Origin of the sequence: Variovorax sp. H27-G14 (genome assembly GCF_046156345.1) — a bacterium.
GTDB lineage: Bacteria > Pseudomonadota > Gammaproteobacteria > Burkholderiales > Burkholderiaceae_C > Variovorax.
In genome coordinates, this window is the sequence record NZ_JAYLVN010000001.1 from 438,138 (window position 1) to 456,660 (window position 18,523).

Consider the following 18,523-nt stretch of genomic DNA (forward strand, 5'->3'; position numbering starts at 1 on the left):
TGTCGTCTCACGTTGCAGCCGCCCTTTTCAGGCCGCCGCAACACACTACAGAGTCAGCAGGACTGCGCCCCAGGTGAAGCCGCCGCCCACGCCTTCGAGCATGAGCGTTTCGCCTTTCTTCACCTTGCCGGAACGCACGGCCTCGTCGAGCGCCAGCGGAATGGAGGCGGCAGAAGTGTTGCCGTGTTCGTTCACCGTGACGATCAGCTTCTCGCGTGGAAGCTTCAGCTTCTTCGCCGTGCCTTCCATGATGCGGATGTTGGCCTGATGCGGAATGAGCCAGTCGATGTCGGCTTCGGTTTTTCCGGCCTTTGCCAGCGTGGTGCGCGCCGCCTCTTCGAGCACGCGAACCGCGAGCTTGAAGACAGCCTGACCGTCCATGTGAAGCAGCGGCGTGCCCACCACGTTGCCGCCGGACACATGGCCCGGCACGCAAAGAATGCCGACATGTTTGCCGTCCGCGTGCAGGTCGCTGGCCAGGATGCCGGGCTCTTCGCTCGCCTCGAGCACCACCGCGCCCGCGCCGTCGCCGAACAGCACGCAGGTGGTGCGGTCGTTGAAGTCGAGGATGCGGGAGAACACTTCGGCGCCGATCACCAGAGCGCAGCGCGCGCTGCCCGTACGGATCATCGCGTCGGCGACGGTCAACGCATAGACAAAGCCGCTGCAGACCGCCTGCACGTCGAACGCCGGGCAGCCGGCAATGCCGAGCTTGTGCTGGAGGATGGCGGCCGATGACGGAAACACCATGTCGGGCGTCGAGGTGGCCACGATGATCAGGTCGACATCGCTGGCCTTGCGACCGGCGGATTCCAGGGCATGCCTGGCGGCCTCAAACCCAAGATCGCTGCTGGTGACATCAGGCGCGGCGAAATGCCTCGCATGGATGCCGGTGCGCTCGACGATCCATTGATCGGAGGTCTCGATGCCGCGCACCGCCAATTCCTTGGCAAGGTCGTCGTTGGTCACGCGGCGTGGGGGCAGGTAGCTGCCGGTGCCGGTAATGCGTGAGTAAGGAGTCATCAAACGTGAAGGGCCGTCGCGTCGACCGGCGCCGCCGGTTCCTGCCGCGCGAGCAAAGGCGCGGCGTGGGCGATGCGGGCCCGCACGCGATCGAGCAGGTTGTTGCGAGCGGCATCATAAGCGCGATCCAGCGCATGACCGAAAGCCACTTCGTCTGCCGAACCATGGCTCTTGAAGACCAGCCCGCGCAGACCCAAAAGTGCCGCACCGTTGTAACGACGGTGGTCAAGGCGACTTTTGAACGCTTTTAGCACCGGGTAAGCAACAATTGCGGCAGCCTTGGTGAAGATGCTTCGCGAGAATTCGACGCGAATGAACTCGCCGATCATCGACGCCACGCCTTCGCTGGCCTTCAGCGCCACGTTGCCGACGAAGCCGTCGCACACAACGATGTCGGTCGTGCCCTTGAAGATGTCGTTGCCTTCCACGTTGCCGTAGAAGTTCAGATCCTTCGAGTTGGCAGCCGTACGCAGCAGCAGGCTTGCTTTTTTGATTGTTTCGCTGCCCTTGATGGCTTCTTCGCCAATATTGAGCAGGCCGACCGAAGGCGACTCGTTGCCGGTCAGCGCCGAGACCAGCGCGGAGCCGAGCACGGCGAACTGAAGCAGGTCTTCGGCGTCGCAATCGACGTTCGCACCCAGATCGAGCACGGTGGTTGCACCGCCCTTGGCATTGGGAAGCTGCGGCGCAATCGCGGGGCGATCGATGCCGTCGAGCGTCTTGAGCAGGTAGCGCGCAATCGCCATCAGGGCGCCGGTGTTGCCGGCGGAGATGGCGGCTTGCGCAGCACCATCCTTGACCTGCTGGATCGCCACGCGCATCGAAGAGTCTTTCTTCTTGCGCAGCGCAATTTCAATTGGGTCGTCCATGCCCACCACTTCGCTTGCGGCGACGATGCGGGCACGTGGATGCGCGGCAAACCCCGCCAGTGCGGCCGGCGCACCGACCAGCAACAGCGAGGCTTCGCTGTGCCGCTCGAGAAACGCGCGGCAGGCCGCGAGCGTGACACGCGGCCCATGATCGCCCCCCATGCAATCCACGGCGAGCGTGATTGCGGAAGGCGCAGCAGTGATTTCGAGGGAAAAAGGCGTAGCCATCAAAACAAAGGCCCGACGCTACAGCAGAAGTAGCTTCGGGCCTTGGCCTTGGGATGCGAGATCAGGCTTCAGACTTGTTCTTGAGCACCTGACGGCCACGGTAGAAACCGTTGGGGCTGATGTGGTGACGCAGATGGATCTCGCCGGTGGTCGATTCCACGGCGATGCCGGGCACGACCAGCGCATTGTGGGAACGGTGCATGCCGCGCTTGGAAGGCGACTTCTTGTTTTGCTGGACGGCCATGATGGCTCCTGGACTGTGAGGTGAGTGAAAGGATGCGGGCTCACGCGGTGGCAATGCAGAAACATGTATGGAATGTCTTTACCTGCATTGCTGCTCACGGCGGCGCGCGCGAAGCCCATGAGTATAGCCCAGACTGCGAGAAAGAGCTACTCGCCCTCTTTCGAGCCATCTTCCGGCTTGCGCGCGCGCAACGCTTCGAGCGCGGCAAACGGGTTGGGTTTGGCCTGTTCGGCCTCGTTGAAGTCTTCGTCGCTCGAAGACAACTGCACGGGGACGGGGCAGACGTCGTGGACGGGTGTGGCGGGAATCTCCATCAGCAGCTCGTCCTCGATCAAGGTGTGCAGGTCGAACTCGCGACTCAGCACAAGCAGGTCTTCATCGGCTTCGTCGTCCTGAGCGTCCGCAGTGGCCTCGTCGGCCACGAAACGGAACCAGCGATCTACAAAAAGCTCGGCGTCCACGGGCGTCAGGCAGCGCTGGCAGACCAGCGGCACTGTTGCTTCGGCTCCCAGATGCATCCACGCCACGGGCTTGCCGTCTGCGCCGGGACGTTCTTCGCCGGTGGCCTCCCAATGGACGATCGCATCGGTGGCCGGCGTTGCCAGCTCGGCAACGAGGCGGGCGTAGTTGGGAACCGGATCGGCGGCTTCCAGGGTGGCTGCAGCGGCGGTAAAACCGGGCACGTTGAGCCGTTCGGGGGCAAATTCTCTCTTCATCCGCGGCAGTCTATCTCGACTGCCCGATCGCCGGGCTGGAACAGGCCCTGGCGTCTTGGGCGGCTCACGCACAATCGCCCTCATGCAACGCACCGTGATCCTCGCCTCGACCTCGCGCTACCGCCGCGAACTGCTTACCCGCCTGCGACTGCCCTTCGACGTGCAGTCGCCGGAAGTCGACGAAACGCCCCTGCCCGGCGAAACACCGCGTGACCTGGCCGTGCGCCTGGCACTGGAAAAAGCCAATGCCGTGGCCGCGCGCTTTCCGCAAGCCGTCGTCATCGGCTCCGACCAGGTGGCCGACCTTGCCGGCGAAGCACTCGGCAAGCCTGGCGACCACGCCCGGGCCACCGCCCAGTTGCGCCGCATGCGCGGCCAGACGCTCATCTTCCAGACGGCGGTTGCCGTGGTCTGCCAGGCCACCGGCTTCGTCCAGCGCGACATAGCCCCCGTGCGCGTGGTCTTCCGCGACCTGACGGACGCCTCCATCGAACAGTATTTGCTCGCCGAGCAGCCCTACGACTGCGCAGGCAGCGCCAAGAGCGAAGGCCTTGGCATCGCGCTGCTGAGTGCCATCGACAGCGACGACCCGACCGCACTGGTCGGCCTGCCGCTGATCCGCACCTGCCAGATGCTGCGCGCAGCGGGGGTCGAACTGCTGTGACCACACCCAAAGGCAAGCTCTACCTCGTTCCCGCGCCGCTCGACTTCGGCTGCGACGTGCAGGCCCCGCTGCAGGACGCCCTGCCGCTGGGCACCCTGCAGACGGCCGCCGGCATCACCCATTGGATTTGCGAGAACGCGAAGTCCGCGCGCGCCTATCTGAAACGCATCGACGCCGTCGCGCCCCTGGCGGCGCCCCTGCAGGCCCAGAACATCCAGGAACTCCCGCGCGAAGTGCACAAGAAAGGCGACCATGCAGGCCAGTTCGACGCCCGGCCGTTGCTGGCCGCGGCACTGGAAGGCCACGACATCGGCCTGCTGAGCGAAGCGGGCATGCCTGCGGTTGCCGACCCGGGTTCGTCGGTGGCACGCGCCGCGCACGACCTCGGCCTGACCGTGGTGCCACTCACCGGCCCCGTCTCGCTGCTGCTGGCGCTGGCCGCGAGCGGGCTCAACGGCCAGAACTTTGCGTTCGTCGGCTACCTGCCGCAGGACGCCGTCGAGCGCCAGACGCGCATCCGCGAACTCGAGGCACTGGCGCTCAAGACGGGCCAGACCCAGCTGTTCATCGAAACGCCCTACCGCAACGCCGCCATGCTCCAGGCGCTGGTGCAGACCCTGCAGCACAACACGCGCCTGGCCGTGGCGCGCGGGCTCACGCTCTCCAGCGCGCAGGTGCGCAGCGAGACCGTGAAAGCCTGGCGCGCCAAGCCGCTCACCGCAACAGACGAACGCCTGCCCGCCGTGTTCGCGATCGGCCGCTGAAGATGCTGGCCGTTACCGCAGGCACGCGCTGGGCGTCGCGCGCGCAGTTCTTTTCCGCCGGCTTCATCTTCGCGACCTGGGGCGTGCACGTTCCCACGGTCAAAGCGCACTACGGCATCGACGAGGCGCAGCTCGGGCTGGCCATGCTCGCAGCCGGGGCGGGCGCCATGATCGGCCTGACCAGCGCCGGCCGTTGGATCGGTCGCCACGGACCGCGCCGCGTGGCCGGCATTTGCGGCTGCATCTATGCATTGCTGCTGGCCGGCCTGATCGCCATGCCGGGCTATGCCGCTCTCCTGGGCCTGCTGGCGGCCTTCGGCCTTGTGACCAGCGTGTTCGACGTGTCGATCAACACCGAAGCCGCGCAGCTCGAACTGCACGGCGGCACGCCGCTGATGAGCGGCATGCACGGCATGTTCAGCCTGGGCGGCATGGCCGGCGCCGCGAGCGGCAGCGCGGCGCTTGCAGCCGGGCTCGGTGCGCAGACGCACCTCTTGATCGTCTCCGCGGCGATGGTGCTGCTGGTGGCCGTCGCCTCGACGCGCATGCTGCCCCGGCCCGCCACCAGCGGCGCGGCGGAAGCCGACCACGGCTTCCTGCTGCCGCGCGGCACGCTCGCGGTGCTGGGCGTGCTGGCTGCACTGGGCCTGATCGCCGAAGGCGCCATCTACGACTGGAGCGTGCTCTACATGCAACAGGAAATCGGCAGCCCGCAGCAACAGGCCGCGCTGGCCTATGCGAGCTTTTCGGCCGCCATGGCCGCAGCCCGCTTCGGCGGGGACGCGATGCGCCAGCGCTTTGCACCGGCCACGCTGCTGCTCGGCAGCGGCCTGCTGGCGGCCGCTGCAATGACCCTGGTGCTGATCACCGACCTGCCCTGGCTGGCGCTGGTCGGCTTCGCGGGTGTGGGCGTGGGGTTTGCGAACGTCGTGCCCATTCTGTTCTCGGCCTCGGCCAAGGTGCCGGGCGTGGAGCCGGCACTCGGCATTGCGTCGGTGTCGGCTTTGGCCTATGCGGGTTTCATGGCAGGCCCGGCGGTGATCGGGCTGCTGGCGCGGGCGACCTCGCTGACCGCCGCGCTGTATGTGGTGGTTGCTTTCGCCCTGGCGCTGGCAGCGTCCGCGCGCTACACCGCCAGCGGCGAAAACAAATAGGCGATCAGCGCAGCGCGGGCGTGGTCTGCATCAGGCGCACGGTGGTTTCGGCCATTGCGGCGCCGAACTTCTTGGCCAGCTTTTCGGCCACGTTGTCGCGGCGCGTGTAGTCGATCACCTCTTCGGCCTTGATGACCTCGCGGGCCACGTAGTCGACATTGCCCAGCTGGTCGGCCAGGCCATAGGCCACGGCTTGCTCGCCGCTCCAGAACAGGCCGCTGAACAGGCCGGGCGTGTCCAGCTTCAGGCGATCGCCGCGGCCGGTCTTCACCACGTTGATGAACTGCGCGTGGATCTGATCGAGCATGGTCTGCGCGTGGGCGCGCTGCGCGTCGCTCATCGGGCTGAACGGATCGAGGAAGCCCTTGTTCTCACCGGCCGTCAGCAGGCGGCGCTCTACGCCGACCTTTTCCATCACGCCCGTGAAACCGAAGCCGTCCATCAGCACGCCAATGCTGCCGACGATGCTGGCCTTGTCGACATAGATCTTGTCGGCGCTGGCCGCAATGTAGTAAGCCGCCGACGCGCAGGTTTCTTCGACCACCGCGTACACCGGCTTCTTGTACTTGGCCTTCAGGCGCTTGATTTCGTCGTTGATGATGCCGGCCTGCACCGGGCTGCCGCCGGGCGAGTTGATCAGCAGAATGACGCCCTTGGCGCCCTCGTCTTCGAAGGCGGTCTTCATCGCCGCCACCACGAACTCGGCGCTGGCGTCGCCGCCGTTGGCAATTTCGCCCTTGATCTCGACGACCGCCGTATGGGCCGTGGTCTTCGCGGTGCTCGGCGCGCTGCGCGACAGCGCAAACCAGGCCAGGAAGACGAAAAACGCGAGCCAGGAAACCCGAACGAAGGTCTTCCAGCGGCGCGAAGCCTTCTGTTCGTTCAGCGCGGCAAAGGCGAGCTTCTCTAGCGTGGTGCGCTCCCATCCGGGACGCTGCGTGGGGTCTTTGGCCATGTTCTTGGGGGGTGCCGGCTCAAATGGTTCGAACCCTTCGGGTTCGGTTCTGGTTGGGTCGGTCATGTCAGAAGGTCAGGGGGGTGGAGGTTCCAGTCAGTATGCCAGTGCACCACGCCGTCATGCTCGCTCAGGGCGATCTTCACGAGGCCGCCGCGGCAGGGGCCGCCCGCGCATTCGCCGGTGTCGGGCTTGTAGACCGCGCCGTGCGTCGCGCACAACAGCCACTGGCCGGTGTCGTCGAAGAAGCGGTCGGGCTGAAAGTCCATCTCCATCGCGACATGGCTGCAGCGGTTGAGAAACGCATGCGGCTGGCCCTCGAAGCGCACCGCAAAGGCGCGGCAGGTTTCGCCGGCATGAACCACGTCGAAAGGCACGGCCAGGCTGCCTTCGATCAGCTCCTCGGCATTGCACAGCGGAATGCGTTCTTCGCTCACCGCCAGCCTCTCAGGCGTTGCCGAGGAGCCACGCCTCGAGGTCGGCCACCGAGTGCGCGATGTGCAGCGGCTTGAATTCGTCGAAGCTGGCGGGCTCGTGTGCGCCGTAGCTCACACCCACGCTGGCAGCGCCGGCGTTCTGCGCCAGCTGCAGATCGTGCGTGGTGTCGCCGATCATCAGCGTGCGCTCCGCCGTCACGTCCAGCTCTTCCATCAGCTCCAGCAGCATGCGCGGATGCGGTTTGCCGAAGGTTTCGTCGGCCGTGCGCGAGCCGTCGAAGCGGTCGCGCAACGCCACCGACTTCAGCGCCTCGTTGAGCCCGCGGCGCGACTTGCCCGTGGCCACCGCCAGCTTGTGGCCGCGCGCGCGCAGGGCGTCGAGCATCTGCAGCACGCCGTCGAACAGCACCAGGTCGTCCTGGTGCTGCAGATAGTGATAGCGGTAGCGCGCGCCAAGCTCGGGGTATTTCTCTTTCGGCACATCGGGCGCCGCGCGCGCCAGCGCCTCGGCCAGACCCAGGCCGATGACCCAGGCTGCGTCGTTCTCGGTCGGCTTGGCACCGCCCACGTCGACCACGGCGGCCTGGATGCAGCGCACGATCAGGCGCGTGGAGTCATAGAGCGTGCCGTCCCAGTCGAAGGCAATCAGGTCGAAGCGAAGGGGTCTGGAGATGTCAGTCATGGGAGGTGGGAATGGGGTGTTGGGCCAGCGCCTCAAGGGCGGCCGGCGGCATCAGCGCGTGCAGCTCGGGCGGCAGGTCGGCCTGCAAAGCCACGCGCTCACCGCCCGCCGGATGGTTGAATTGCAGTCGCCAGGCGTGCAGGAACATGCGCTTGAGGCCGAGCTTTTGCAGGGCGCGCTGGCGTTCGAACTCGCCGTATTTGTCGTCGCCGGCAATCGGATGGCCCGCCGACGCCAGGTGAACGCGAATCTGGTGCGTTCGGCCGGTCTTGATGGTGACCGCCAGCAAGGTCAGCGGCGTGGCGTCGCCAGGCAGCGAAAGCCGCGCCAGCACCCGCACCAGCGTGATGGCGCGCATGGCGTCCGGGTGGTCCTTGGCGACCACGCGCACGCGGCGCTCGCCGGCACCCGCGCCGGAGCCGTCAGGCAACAGGTATTTGGCCAGCGGTGCATCGAGCACCTTCTTGTTGGCCGGCCAGGCGCCTTCGACCAGCGCAAGGTAGGTCTTGCCGGTTTCGCGCTCGCGGAACTGATCCTGCAGCGCCAGCAGCGCACTGCGTTTCTTGGCGACCAAGAGGATGCCGGAGGTTTCGCGGTCCAGCCGATGCACCAGCTCCAGGAACTTGGCACCGTGGCGGGCCGTGCGCAATTGCTCGATCACGCCAAAGCTCACGCCGCTGCCGCCATGAACGGCCACGCCGGCCGGCTTGTCGATGGCCAGCACGGCGTCGTCTTCCAGCAGCACCGGAAATTCGCGCGCCGGCGCGGGCGGCGTGGCGCCCTCTTCCGCCCGGGGCGATATCCGAATGGGTGGCAGCCGCAACACGTCGCCCGCCTCGATGCGGGTTTCGGCCTGCGCGCGGCCCTTGTTGATGCGCACCTCGCCCGACCGGATGATCCGGTAGACGTGCGTCTTCGGCACGCCTTTCAGATGGCGGAACAGAAAATTGTCGAGCCGCTGCCCGGCGGATTCGGCGTCGACCGTAAGGAATTTGATGGCCGAAGGCAGTGCCACGGCGTCGTCCGCGGCTTTGAGGCCTGCGGGATTTGGAGCAGCCGCGGGGCCTTGCTTCGCACCTATAATGTTTTTCACCAGCGCGGTCATGTAAGTGCTTGATTAGACAGAAGTTTAGTCCACTGCCATCAAATACCCAGGACCACGCTGTGAGGTCGATGCCGCTTTGGCACCCAGCTGCAAACCCCGCGCAATTGCGCAAAGTGGCAGAGCAGGTACCCAAGTCAAGCCGACACCCACGAAACACCGATACGGAATACCCAGCCTGCAGCTGATCCAGCTGCAGGCGGATCGAAGCGAGTCCCTTGTTGTGTTGATGCTGCTGATTCAACTTTGCCTGCGCTGGCCCACCTGGTTTCGACCAGCGGCCTCAGGCATTGAACTATCTGTAGCGCGCGCCACCCTTGCGCAACCGGCTATCAAAAAGATAGCCACCCAACACCGAATCTGGCTCGCCCCCATCCACGCGCCCCCACCCCGGCTGTCTTCTTGAGCTAACGTTCGAGAGGCCTGCTCGCGCCTGGCGCGGCAGTGACAGCATCCGGGGCCGAAGCGGCAATTCCCTGGTTTCGCGGGCGTCGTCCGTGCATCGTTGGCCCATCAAGGGCCGGTACAACGATACATATAAGGACAACGCATCATGAAGCGGATGCTGATCAATGCCACGCAGGCCGAAGAACGCCGCCTGGCCATCGTCGACGGGCAGAAACTGCTCGACTACGAAATCGAAATCGAAGGGCGCGAACAGCGCAAGGGCAACATCTACAAGGCCGTCGTCACGCGCGTCGAGCCTTCGTTGGAAGCCTGCTTCGTCGACTACGGCGAAGACCGCCACGGCTTCCTGCCGTTCAAGGAAATCTCCAAGCAGTATTTCGCCGAAGGCGTGTCGGCCAGCCAGGCCCGCATTCAGGACGCGATCCGTGAAGGCCAGGAACTCACCGTCCAGGTCGAAAAGGAAGAACGCGGCAACAAGGGCGCGGCCCTCACCACCTTCATCTCGCTGGCCGGCCGCTATGTCGTGCTGATGCCCAACAACCCGCGCGGCGGTGGCGTGTCGCGCCGCATCGAAGGCGAAGACCGGGCCGACCTCAAGGAGGCGATGGACCAGCTCGAATACCCCAAGGGGATGAGCATCATCGCGCGCACCGCCGGCATTGGCCGTTCGGCGCCCGAACTCCAGTGGGACCTGAACTACCTGCTCAAGCTCTGGGGCGCCATCGACGGCGCGGGCAAGGGCGGCAAGGGCGCCTTCCTGATCTATCAGGAATCGTCGCTGGTCATCCGCGCCATCCGTGATTACTTCAATCACGACATCGGCGACATCCTGATCGACACCGACGACATCTACGAACAGGCGCAGCAGTTCATGGCGCACGTCATGCCAGAGCATGCCGCCCGCGTGAAGCGCTACCGCGACGACGCGGCGCTGTTCAGCCGCTTCCAGATCGAGCACCAGATCGAGTCGGCCTATGCGCGCACCGTGCAACTGCCCTCGGGCGGCGCCATCGTGATCGACCACACCGAGGCTCTGGTCTCGGTCGACGTGAACTCGGCCCGCGCCATCAAGGGCGGCGACATCGAAGAAACCGCCACCCGCACCAACCTCGAAGCCGCCGACGAAGTGGCCCGCCAGATGCGCCTGCGCGACCTGGGCGGCCTGATCGTCATCGACTTCATCGACATGGACGAGTCGAAGAACCGCCGCGAAGTCGAAAGCCGCCTGCGCGACGCGCTGCGCCAGGACCGCGCCCGCGTGCAGTTCGGCTCGATCAGCAAGTTCGGCCTGATGGAAATGAGCCGCCAGCGCCTGAAGCCGGCGCTGAGCGAAGGCTCGTCGATCCCCTGCCCCCGTTGCGGTGGCTCTGGCCACATTCGCGACACCGAATCGAGCGCGCTGCAAATCCTGCGCATCATTCAAGAGGAATGCCTGAAGGACAACACGGCCGCCGTGCACGTTCAGGTGCCGGTCGAAGTGGCGTCGTTCCTGCTGAACGAAAAGCGCCCCGAAATCGCCAAGATCGAGCTCAAGCAGCGCGTCACCGTGCTGATGGTGCCCAACAAGACGCTGGAAACGCCCAACTACAAGCTTGAGCGCCTGAAGCACGACGATCCGCGTCTGGACCACATCGAAGCCAGCTACAAGATGGCCGACGAGATCGAAGACCCGACGGCCGTCACGCGCCGCTCGCAGGAGCCCACCAACAAGCAGACGCCGGTGATCAAGGGCGTGCTGCCCGACGCACCCGCGCCGGTGGTGCCACCCAAGCCCGAAACCGTGCGCGCGCCTGTCGCCGCAACGCCCGCTCCGGTGGTCGCCCCGCCCGTGGTGGCGGCGCCGGTGCCGGCCCAGACCGGCTTCTTCGGCTGGCTCAAAAACCTGTTCGGCGGCACGCCGGAACCCGTGGCGGCGCCTGCGCCGTCCGCGATTCCGGTCGAGGCACCAAAGCCGCGCCGCGACGGCCGCACTGGCCGCGACGGTGAAGCACGCGGTGCACGCGACGGCGAACAGCGCCGTGGTGGCCGCGGCGGCGAAGGCCGTGACGGTCGTGGGGAGGCCCGTGGCGAGAACGGCGCACGTTCGGGCGGTCGCGATGGCGAACAACGCCGCGGTGGCCGTGGCGGCGAGCGCCGTGAAGGACGCGAAGGTCGTGAAGGGCGCGAGGGCCGTGAAGGTCGCGAAGGCCGCCCCGCCGAACTGCGTGCCGAGGGCGTCACCGCCCCCCGTGAGCAACGCGAGCCGCGCGAACAGCGTGAACCCCGCGAGGCGCGCGAAGGTCGTGAGCCACGCGAAGCACGCCCACCGCGCGACGGCGAACCCCGCCGCGGCGGCCGTGGCGAACGCCGCGACGGCGAAGGCCGCAACCAGCCGTCGGAAGCACTCGAAGGCAACGTGAACCCCGAAGCCCAGCAACTGGCGCCCGGCGCCGTTGCAGGTGAAGAAGGCAACACCGGCGAGCGCGCACCGCGTGCACGCCGTGAACGTGGCGAGCGTGGCGGTGAACGTGGTGGTGAGCGCAACGGCGACACCACCTCCGCCCCGCGTGAACGCAACGCCGAAGCCGGCGAAGGCGCGCCCCAGGGCGACCGCGCACCGCGCAACGGCCGCGACGAGCCGCGTGCACCGCGTGGCGAGCGCACCGACGGCCGCCGCGAGCGCCGCAACGACGCACCCGAGCAGCTGAACGGCGAAGGCGAAGTGGCAGCCGCCACCGAAGGCTCGCTGGGCGGCGAAGCCAACGGCAATGACGAGCAAGCGCCGCGCGGCGACGGCGAAGCCCGCCGCGGCCGTTCGCGTGACCGTTACGGCCGTGAGCGCCGCGAACGCGCTCCGCGTGACGAGAGCGAAGCCAACACGGGCGACGCAACGGCCATGACGCAAGCCGGCGAAGCACAGGAAGCCCCTGTGTCGCGCCAGCCGCAGTTCCAGCCGCACGCGTCGGAACGCGCCGAGGAAGCTTTCGCTGTCGCACCGGTCGCCGCACCGGAAGTCCGCGAGCCCGCTTTCCAGGAGCGTGCCGAGCGCCCTGCGCCTGTTGCTCCGGTCGCGTCGTTCGCACCCGTTGCACCCGTGGCCGTTGCCGCAGTCGCACCGGCCGCGCCGGTGGTGGTCGAAAGCGCCAAGGCACCTGCCGCCGCGCCGGCCGCATCGACCGCAGCCGCAGCCAATGGCCGCGCACTGCCCAAGGTCCAGCCCTTCGAACTGCCGCTGACCGACCTCGCGCAGATCGCCGAAAGCTCGGGCCTGCAGTGGGTCAACTCGGACGCCGATCGCATCGCGCAAGCCCACGCCGCCATGGCGGCCGAGCCGAAGCCGGTGCACGTGCCCCGCGAACGCCCCCCGGTGATCGCGCTGGACGAAGGCCCGCTGGTGCTGGTTGAAACCCGCCGCGACCTTGGCGCGATGACGCTGCCGTTCGAGCAAGCCGCAGCCGACGCGCAACCGCGCAACCTCTGAGCGGCACACGCGCTCCCATGAAAACGGCGCCCTTTTGGGCGCCGTTTTTTTATGCCTTGCCGAGCGTGCGTGGCATCGGCTGCACCGGGGGCTCCGGCATGTCCACGAGCAGTTGGCCGAACCGGCAGGCGCATTCCGTCTTGCCGTTCTCGCTCCAGATCAGCGAAAAATCAACGCTGGGCAGGCTCGGCAGCCCGTAGCGCCCGTCGACGATCTTCATCCATGGCTCCACGTCCTCGCGCGTGAGCACGGTCACCGCCAGCCCGGCCAGCAATGCCGCGCGAATGCCATGCGGGCTGGCCGAGGTGAACACGACATGGCAGTCGATCCCGGCCGCGTCCAGGGCCGCACCGGCCACCTCGCGGTTGACGCAGGGCTTCGGAAAGTAGGCCAACGGCAGCGAGGCGCCGGCAGGCAACTCGAAGGTTTCCGCCGCCGCCCACACCAGCTGCGTGCGCCGCAGGCATGTGCCCTCCTCGCAGCCGGGCGGCGACATCACCACCGCCAGGTCGAGCTCGCCCGCGCGGATCATCGCGCGCACGTCCAGGTGCATGCTCACGCACACTTCCAGCCGCGTGGCCGGGAAGGCGCGGGCGAACTGCGAAAGCAAGGGCGGCAGCCGGTCGCCCATGAAGTTGTCCGGCACGCCGAAGCGCACCACGCCCGAGATCGTCGAGGGCTGAAAGCGCCGCGTCATCGCGTCGAGCGTCTCCAGAATCTGCTGTGCGTAGCGAAGAAAGTCCTCGCCGTCTTCCGTCACCGTGAGGCGGCGCGTGGTCCGGTGCAGCAGCGCTCGGCCCACCTGCTCCTCAAGCCGGCGAATCTGGTGGCTGATGGCCGACTGCGTCAGGTGCAGCCGCTCGGCGGCACGCGTGAAGCCACCGGTTTCCTTCACGGCCACGAAGGCACGCAGCAAGGCGGGGTCGAAATCCATGGCGGCAGTTCAATGATGGTTGGTCATGAATTCTAGGAAATTAAATCATTTCCATCATGAAGCCCCAGTCCACAGAATCGGCCCGACCGCTTTGGTCCCCTTGCCTCCTGAAAGACCCTCCGATGCTTCTCTCCCCTGCCGGCAAGAACGGGATCGCGCTGGCCGCGATCTGCCTCATTGCCCTGATGTTCGGCCTGGAAATCTCCAGCGTGCCGGTCATTCTTCCCAGCCTCGAAGGCGCCCTGCACGCCGACTTCAGCGACATGCAGTGGACCATGAACGCCTACACCCTCGCGTGTACCACGGTGCTGATGGCCGCCGGCACGCTGGCCGACCGCTACGGGCGCAAGCGCATGCTGGTCGTCGGCGTGGTGCTGTTCGGCCTCACCTCGCTGGTGTGCGGCCTGGCGCAGAACGCCTCGGTGCTCGTGGCGAGCCGTTTCCTGCAAGGCCTTGCGGGCGGCGCCATGCTGATCTGCCAGCTCGCGGTGCTTTCGCACCAGTTCCAGCAGGGGCCGGCGCGCAGCAAGGCCTTCGCCATCTGGGGCGTGGTGTTCGGCATGGGGCTGGGTTTCGGCCCCATCGTTGGGGGCGCCATCGTGGCGCTGTCGAGCTGGCAGTGGGTGTTTCTGATTCATGCGCCGCTGGCCGCGATCGCCCTCGCCCTGGTGGCGGTCAGCGTGCAGGAGTCGAGCGACCCCGACGCCCAGCGGCTCGACCTGCCCGGCATCGTCACGCTGTCGCTCGCCGTGCTGGGCCTCACGTACTTCATCACGCAGGGGCCGGCCCTGGGCTTCGCCAGCCCGGCGGCGCTCGGCATTCTGGGCGCGTCGGCCGCGAGCTTCGCGCTGTTCGTGTGGGTGGAAAAAACCCACCCGCATCCGATGTTCGATTTCTCGGTCTTCAGGGTGCGCAACTTCTCGGGCGCGCTCTTTGGCTCGGTCGGCATGAACTTCAGCTTCTGGCCTTTCATGATCTACCTGCCGATCTACTTTCAGGGCGCCCTCGGCTACGACGCGGTCACGGCCGGCACCGCGCTGCTGGCCTACACGCTGCCCACGCTGGTGCTGCCGCCGCTGGCCGAGCGCCTGTCGCTGCGCTACCGGCCCGGCGTGGTCATTCCGATGGGCCTGTTCGTCATCGGGCTGGGCTTCATCGCCATGCGCTACGGCATCGGCTTGAGCATGGCGAACGCGGCGAGCGTGTCGAGTGGACTGGCCGTGCTGCCGGGTTGCCTGCTGGCCGGCATCGGACTGGGCCTGACCAACACGCCGGTGACCAACACCACCACCGGTTCGGTGCCGAGCACGCGCGCGGGCATGGCCTCGGGCATGGACATGAGCGCACGGTTGATCACGCTGGCCATCAACATCGCGCTGATGGGGTTCATCCTGCTCGAGGGCATTCACGCGCAGTTGCGCGGCGCGCTGTCCGCATCGCTGGACGCGCCGCAACTGCGCGCATTGGCGCAGAAGATCGCGGCGGGCAACTTCGCATCGCTGTCGGACAGCTTTCCGGCGTTGTCGCAGGCGGATCCGTCTGGCGCCACGGTGCATGCGGCGCTGGTGCACGGCTTCGGTCTGGTGATGCTCTACGGAGGCGTGGGTGTGTGGCTGCTCGCCGGCCTCAGCTGGCTGGTGTTCGGCAGCGGCAAATCCGCTAGGGAGAAGGCCTGCGGCTTGACAACCGAAAAGCCTGCCTGCCCCTGAACGCGCTCAGCTGATCTCGACCTGCGCCGCGCGCTTCCACGCCTCGGCGGCCTGCGCGGCGTCGTCGCGGTCTTCGGCCAACTGCGCCAGCGCAAGCCAGGCGCGGCGGTACAGCTCGGTGTCCTGCAGACCCAGGCCGGCCTGCGTCAGCAGTTGCTGGGCCTTGCCCCACAGCTGCCGCTTCATGCACGCCATGCCCGCGAGGTACTGCAGGTTGGGGTCGCGCGGGTTGTTGCGTTGCGCGGTCTCGATGCGGGCGAGCCAGTCGGCGTCCACCGAATCGAGCCCCGCCTCCAGCGCGCGCGCCAGCTTCACGCGCAGTGCGTCGCCCAGTGCGCGCGGGTTGGCCACCATGCGCTCCCAGGCCGGCAGCAGCCAGCCACGCGCCAGCGCCAGATCGCCACGCAGCGCGACCATGCGTTGCGCCGCATGAACGGCCACTTCGGGCATCGCGCGCTCGTTGGCGTCGAGCTCGGTCCAGGCGCGAAGCAACTGCGCCGGGTCGTGCGCGCCCGACAGCAGCTCGGTGGCCAGGCCGCGCACGATGCTTTGCGCAGCCGCTTCGGAAAACGCGCGGTGCTTGGCCAGCAGACGCGCGGTTTCGAGCGCTTCGAGCGTGCGACGGTCCTGGCGGGCCGCCTTCAGGCGCAGGCGCAGGGCCAGCGTGCGGCGTTGCGCGCCTTGCGGAAGTTCTTCGAGCCGGGCCAGCGCGGCGGCCGCGTCGCGGTCTTCCAGCGCCCAGCGGGCAGCGCGCAACTGCACGCCTTCGCGCGTCTCGGGGCTGGCGAGCACGGCGCGGTCGGCGCTTTCGTTCAGGGCCTGCTGCAGGTGGGCGTCGCGCGCCGGCTTGTCCTGCAGCGCCTGCGCGCTTTCGGCCGCCAGCAGATGCGACAGCACACGCACCTGCTGCGCCTGCGGCAGGCTGGCGCCGAGCGCGGAGAGATTTTTTTCCTGCGTCAGCGCGGCCAACGCCGCCTTGCGTGCGCGCGAGAAGCGGCCTGAAATGAGCTGCACCATCGCATCGAGCAGCGCCGCATGCAGCGTGCGCTCCTTTTGCTGCAGTCGCCATTGGCGCGCCTGCTTCGGCAGCGAGAACAAGGCGGACAGCGCGCGCAGCGCGGTGTGCAGCAGCACAAAGGCCACCAGCAGAATCACCAGCACCAGGTTGAGCGACAGATCGACACGCCAAGGCGGCCAGAACACGGTGATGCTGCCCTGGTTGTTGCCTGCGAACAGGGCCACGGCCGCGGCAACGGCAAACAGCGCAAGGAGCCAGATTGCGGCGCGCATTCCCGGTCAGCGTCCTGCGGCCGCGGTGGCGAGCGCGGTAAGGGTGTCGTCGATGCGCACGGGCTCGGTCGTCTTCACCTGCGCCTGCAGTTGCTGCAGCAGCGTGGCGGCAGCCTGGGTGCGGCGCGAGGCGGGGTCGAAATAGCGGTTGAGCGACGCGGTCACCTGGGCCAGCTCGCTGCGCGTGGCGTCCATCTGGCGCGACAGCAGAGACAGGCGCGCATTGAGCAGCTTCAGCTTGAGGTTCTCGCGCAGAAAGTACGACTGTTCGGGCGCCAGCAGGATGGCCTCGGGGCTCTGGATGCGGCCGACGCGCACCAGCGAGCGCATCTCGCCGCGAATGGTCAGCAGCACGCGGCGCCACCACGGCGCGTCGGCGGGAATGGGCTCGACCTGCCACGCATTGGCGCCAGTGCCGCGCACGGCGACCGCGTTGAGCGTGGGCAGGTCGTCCACGCCGCGCATCAGTTCGTCGAGCTTTTGCAGCGCCTCCGCGTTGTCGGTGCTGGCGCTGCTGCGCAGGCGGTCGGCGTCGCGCTGCATGGCGCGCTGCAGTGGCGACAGGCGGGGCTGGGCCGCGCGCGCGATGCGCACGTCGCCGGCCTTGAGCGCGGCCAGCAGCGGCTCCACACTGCCCGTGACCTGTGCCTGCTGCAGGGCCAGGCGCAACGCCGACTCGATGTCGACCACCAGGTTCTCGTCACGCGAACGCGACAGGCTTTGAATGAGTTCTTCGAGCTGCGAACGCTGCAGCGCGACTTCGGCAACGCGCGTTTCGATCAGCGCCACGCGGGCCGAGGCATCGCGCACCGTGTCACTGGCCTGGCGGGCCAGCGTGCGGGCTTCCATCGACTGCGCAATGGCGTCGGCGCTCTGGCGTGCGAGCTGCTCTTTCATGCCGCTGACCTTCTGCCACAGCGCGATGGTCATCAGCAGCGAGACCAGCGCCACGCAAGCGACCAGCGCCAAACCCAGGCGCGACAGAAGCAGCGCGCCGGCGGCCTTGGCCGCGGGTGTTTGGTGCGGTGCCACGGTGGCCGGTACCGGCGCGGTGGCGGCGGTGGGGACGGCTGGGGAAGAAGAAAGATCGTCTGACGGGGACGCGGCGCTCATGCCAACGATTCTATCGACGCGACCAGTGCGTCCTGCAGGGGTGTGCATACACGCAACGCCCCGAAACCCGCGGCCCGCGCGGCTTCGCCGATGCGTGCATGGGTGGCGACGGCGCTGGCGGCATGCCAGCTGGTGCCGGGCATCGCGCGCTGGAGATTGCCGATGGCCTCGGAGCTGCTGAACAGCCAGATCGCGCGGCCTTCGGCGCCGTCGAGCGCCAGCTGCCGTTGTGCGGCGTCCAGCGAGGGAGGCAACCGTCGGTATGCGACCACGGTGTCTCTGGCGCCGCCCGCGGCATCGATTTCATTGGCAAGCCAGTCGCGTCCGGTCGGGCTCGCGTCTTCGTCGCCGCCGCGCACGATCAGCACGCGCACGCCGGCCGACACCTGCGCTTGCACACGCTCCCACAGCGCCTCGGAGTCGAAGCGCGTGGCCTCGGGCGGCGGTGCGTCGATGGCTTCGGGCGGCACGCCGGCGCGCAGCAAGGCGCGCGTGGTGCCGGGACCGGTGGCCCAGAAACGGCAGCCCGCCAATGAAACACCGGCATCCTTGTTCGCGAAGAAATGCTCGACCGCCGTGGCGCTCACGAACATCAGCGCCGAAAAGTGCGAAAGGTGCCGCCATGCCGCGCGCAAAGGCTCGGCATCGGCCACCGGTTCGATCGCAATCAGCGGCAACGCCACCGCGTCGAGCCCGGCCGCGCGCAGGTCGGCCACCCACTGCGCGGCCTCGCGCGCGGGCCGCGTGACGATGACGGAACGGGTGGTCATG

The 18,523-nt window shown here is 67.6% G+C and carries 17 protein-coding genes; 5 read left to right on the forward strand and 12 right to left on the reverse strand.

Annotated elements, in window-relative coordinates; translation table 11 throughout:
- Window positions 1-45: 45 nt before the first annotated feature.
- The 4 genes from VLK31_RS02120 to VLK31_RS02135 form a co-directional block, all read right to left on the reverse strand.
- Window positions 46-1,023 carry a beta-ketoacyl-ACP synthase III gene (locus tag VLK31_RS02120; RefSeq protein WP_409166715.1) on the reverse strand — a complete coding sequence of 326 codons (978 nt, stop codon included), beginning with the start codon at window positions 1,021-1,023 and terminating at the stop codon, window positions 46-48.
- Window positions 1,023-2,120 carry a phosphate acyltransferase PlsX gene (gene plsX, locus VLK31_RS02125; protein WP_409166716.1) on the reverse strand — a complete coding sequence of 366 codons (1,098 nt, stop codon included), beginning with the start codon at window positions 2,118-2,120 and terminating at the stop codon, window positions 1,023-1,025. The genes VLK31_RS02120 and plsX overlap by 1 nt, the downstream gene beginning before the upstream one ends.
- 61 nt (window positions 2,121-2,181) lie before the next feature.
- Window positions 2,182-2,364, reverse strand: a complete 183-nt coding sequence (rpmF, locus tag VLK31_RS02130) for a 50S ribosomal protein L32 (protein WP_409166717.1) — start codon at window positions 2,362-2,364, stop codon at window positions 2,182-2,184.
- A 146-nt stretch (window positions 2,365-2,510) separates the two neighbouring features.
- Window positions 2,511-3,080, reverse strand: coding sequence for a YceD family protein (locus VLK31_RS02135; RefSeq protein WP_409166718.1), 570 nt, complete (start codon window positions 3,078-3,080; stop codon window positions 2,511-2,513).
- An 82-nt stretch (window positions 3,081-3,162) separates the two neighbouring features.
- Between VLK31_RS02135 and VLK31_RS02140 the strand changes: the two genes are divergently transcribed.
- From VLK31_RS02140 to VLK31_RS02150, 3 genes are read left to right on the forward strand one after another with little or no spacing between them, the layout of a single operon-like run.
- Window positions 3,163-3,744, forward strand: a complete 582-nt coding sequence (locus tag VLK31_RS02140) for a Maf family nucleotide pyrophosphatase (protein ID WP_409166719.1) — start codon at window positions 3,163-3,165, stop codon at window positions 3,742-3,744.
- Entirely contained in the window at window positions 3,741-4,508 is a 768-nt protein-coding gene (locus tag VLK31_RS02145) for an SAM-dependent methyltransferase (RefSeq protein ID WP_409166720.1), read from the forward strand. The genes VLK31_RS02140 and VLK31_RS02145 overlap by 4 nt, the downstream gene beginning before the upstream one ends.
- Before the next feature lie 2 nt (window positions 4,509-4,510).
- On the forward strand, window positions 4,511-5,662 hold the full coding sequence (locus VLK31_RS02150) for an MFS transporter (RefSeq protein WP_409166721.1): 1,152 nt from the start codon (window positions 4,511-4,513) through the stop codon (window positions 5,660-5,662).
- Between the two features lie 4 nt (window positions 5,663-5,666).
- On the opposite strand, the gene VLK31_RS02155 is transcribed toward VLK31_RS02150, so the two are convergent.
- Genes VLK31_RS02155 through VLK31_RS02170 form a run of 4 tightly spaced genes read right to left on the reverse strand, consistent with a single transcriptional unit; the run spans window position 5,667 to window position 8,829 of the window.
- Window positions 5,667-6,683, reverse strand: coding sequence for a S49 family peptidase (locus tag VLK31_RS02155; RefSeq protein WP_409166722.1), 1,017 nt, complete (start codon window positions 6,681-6,683; stop codon window positions 5,667-5,669).
- Window positions 6,680-7,054, reverse strand: coding sequence for a Rieske (2Fe-2S) protein (locus VLK31_RS02160; RefSeq protein WP_409166723.1), 375 nt, complete (start codon window positions 7,052-7,054; stop codon window positions 6,680-6,682). The genes VLK31_RS02155 and VLK31_RS02160 overlap by 4 nt, the downstream gene beginning before the upstream one ends.
- A gap of 10 nt (window positions 7,055-7,064) precedes the next feature.
- Window positions 7,065-7,736: an HAD family hydrolase gene (locus VLK31_RS02165; RefSeq protein ID WP_409166724.1), complete on the reverse strand. Its 672-nt coding sequence runs from the start codon at window positions 7,734-7,736 to the stop codon at window positions 7,065-7,067.
- Entirely contained in the window at window positions 7,729-8,829 is a 1,101-nt protein-coding gene (locus tag VLK31_RS02170) for an RluA family pseudouridine synthase (RefSeq protein ID WP_409166725.1), read from the reverse strand. Before VLK31_RS02170 ends, VLK31_RS02165 begins: the two co-directional genes overlap by 8 nt.
- A 562-nt stretch (window positions 8,830-9,391) precedes the next feature.
- Between VLK31_RS02170 and VLK31_RS02175 the strand changes: the two genes are divergently transcribed.
- On the forward strand, window positions 9,392-12,706 hold the full coding sequence (locus VLK31_RS02175; RefSeq protein ID WP_409166726.1) for an Rne/Rng family ribonuclease: 3,315 nt from the start codon (window positions 9,392-9,394) through the stop codon (window positions 12,704-12,706).
- 49 nt (window positions 12,707-12,755) lie between these two features.
- Here VLK31_RS02175 and VLK31_RS02180 read toward each other — a convergent pair whose 3' ends face one another.
- On the reverse strand, window positions 12,756-13,640 hold the full coding sequence (locus VLK31_RS02180; RefSeq protein WP_409166727.1) for a LysR family transcriptional regulator: 885 nt from the start codon (window positions 13,638-13,640) through the stop codon (window positions 12,756-12,758).
- A 122-nt stretch (window positions 13,641-13,762) separates the two neighbouring features.
- Here VLK31_RS02180 and VLK31_RS02185 point away from each other — a divergent pair, with 122 nt between their 5' ends.
- Window positions 13,763-15,349: an MFS transporter gene (locus VLK31_RS02185; RefSeq protein ID WP_409166728.1), complete on the forward strand. Its 1,587-nt coding sequence runs from the start codon at window positions 13,763-13,765 to the stop codon at window positions 15,347-15,349.
- A gap of 6 nt (window positions 15,350-15,355) precedes the next feature.
- Here the strand turns inward: VLK31_RS02185 and VLK31_RS02190 are convergent, their stop codons facing one another.
- From VLK31_RS02190 to VLK31_RS02200, 3 genes are read right to left on the reverse strand one after another with little or no spacing between them, the layout of a single operon-like run.
- Window positions 15,356-16,639 (reverse strand): heme biosynthesis protein HemY, encoded by a 1,284-nt coding sequence (locus VLK31_RS02190; RefSeq protein WP_409166729.1) that lies wholly within the window; start codon window positions 16,637-16,639, stop codon window positions 15,356-15,358.
- Window positions 16,640-16,645: 6 nt separating this feature from the next.
- Window positions 16,646-17,752, reverse strand: a complete 1,107-nt coding sequence (locus VLK31_RS02195; protein WP_409166730.1) for a uroporphyrinogen-III C-methyltransferase — start codon at window positions 17,750-17,752, stop codon at window positions 16,646-16,648.
- Window positions 17,749-18,522, reverse strand: coding sequence for a uroporphyrinogen-III synthase (locus VLK31_RS02200; RefSeq protein WP_409166731.1), 774 nt, complete (start codon window positions 18,520-18,522; stop codon window positions 17,749-17,751). The genes VLK31_RS02195 and VLK31_RS02200 overlap by 4 nt, the downstream gene beginning before the upstream one ends.
- Between the last annotated feature and the right edge of the window lies 1 nt (window position 18,523).

Coding starts and splice junctions, on each gene's coding strand:
- VLK31_RS02175 (WP_409166726.1), top strand. CDS start 9,392: ATGAAGCGGATGCTGATCAATGCCACGCAGGCCGAAGAACGCCGCCTG.
- VLK31_RS02135 (WP_409166718.1), bottom strand. CDS start 3,080: ATGAAGAGAGAATTTGCCCCCGAACGGCTCAACGTGCCCGGTTTTACC.
- VLK31_RS02140 (WP_409166719.1), top strand. CDS start 3,163: ATGCAACGCACCGTGATCCTCGCCTCGACCTCGCGCTACCGCCGCGAA.
- VLK31_RS02190 (WP_409166729.1), bottom strand. CDS start 16,639: ATGCGCGCCGCAATCTGGCTCCTTGCGCTGTTTGCCGTTGCCGCGGCC.
- plsX (WP_409166716.1), bottom strand. CDS start 2,120: ATGGCTACGCCTTTTTCCCTCGAAATCACTGCTGCGCCTTCCGCAATC.
- VLK31_RS02165 (WP_409166724.1), bottom strand. CDS start 7,736: ATGACTGACATCTCCAGACCCCTTCGCTTCGACCTGATTGCCTTCGAC.
- VLK31_RS02155 (WP_409166722.1), bottom strand. CDS start 6,683: ATGACCGACCCAACCAGAACCGAACCCGAAGGGTTCGAACCATTTGAG.
- VLK31_RS02180 (WP_409166727.1), bottom strand. CDS start 13,640: ATGGATTTCGACCCCGCCTTGCTGCGTGCCTTCGTGGCCGTGAAGGAA.
- VLK31_RS02185 (WP_409166728.1), top strand. CDS start 13,763: ATGCTTCTCTCCCCTGCCGGCAAGAACGGGATCGCGCTGGCCGCGATC.
- VLK31_RS02120 (WP_409166715.1), bottom strand. CDS start 1,023: ATGACTCCTTACTCACGCATTACCGGCACCGGCAGCTACCTGCCCCCA.
- VLK31_RS02195 (WP_409166730.1), bottom strand. CDS start 17,752: ATGAGCGCCGCGTCCCCGTCAGACGATCTTTCTTCTTCCCCAGCCGTC.
- rpmF (WP_409166717.1), bottom strand. CDS start 2,364: ATGGCCGTCCAGCAAAACAAGAAGTCGCCTTCCAAGCGCGGCATGCAC.
- VLK31_RS02150 (WP_409166721.1), top strand. CDS start 4,511: ATGCTGGCCGTTACCGCAGGCACGCGCTGGGCGTCGCGCGCGCAGTTC.
- VLK31_RS02200 (WP_409166731.1), bottom strand. CDS start 18,522: ATGACCACCCGTTCCGTCATCGTCACGCGGCCCGCGCGCGAGGCCGCG.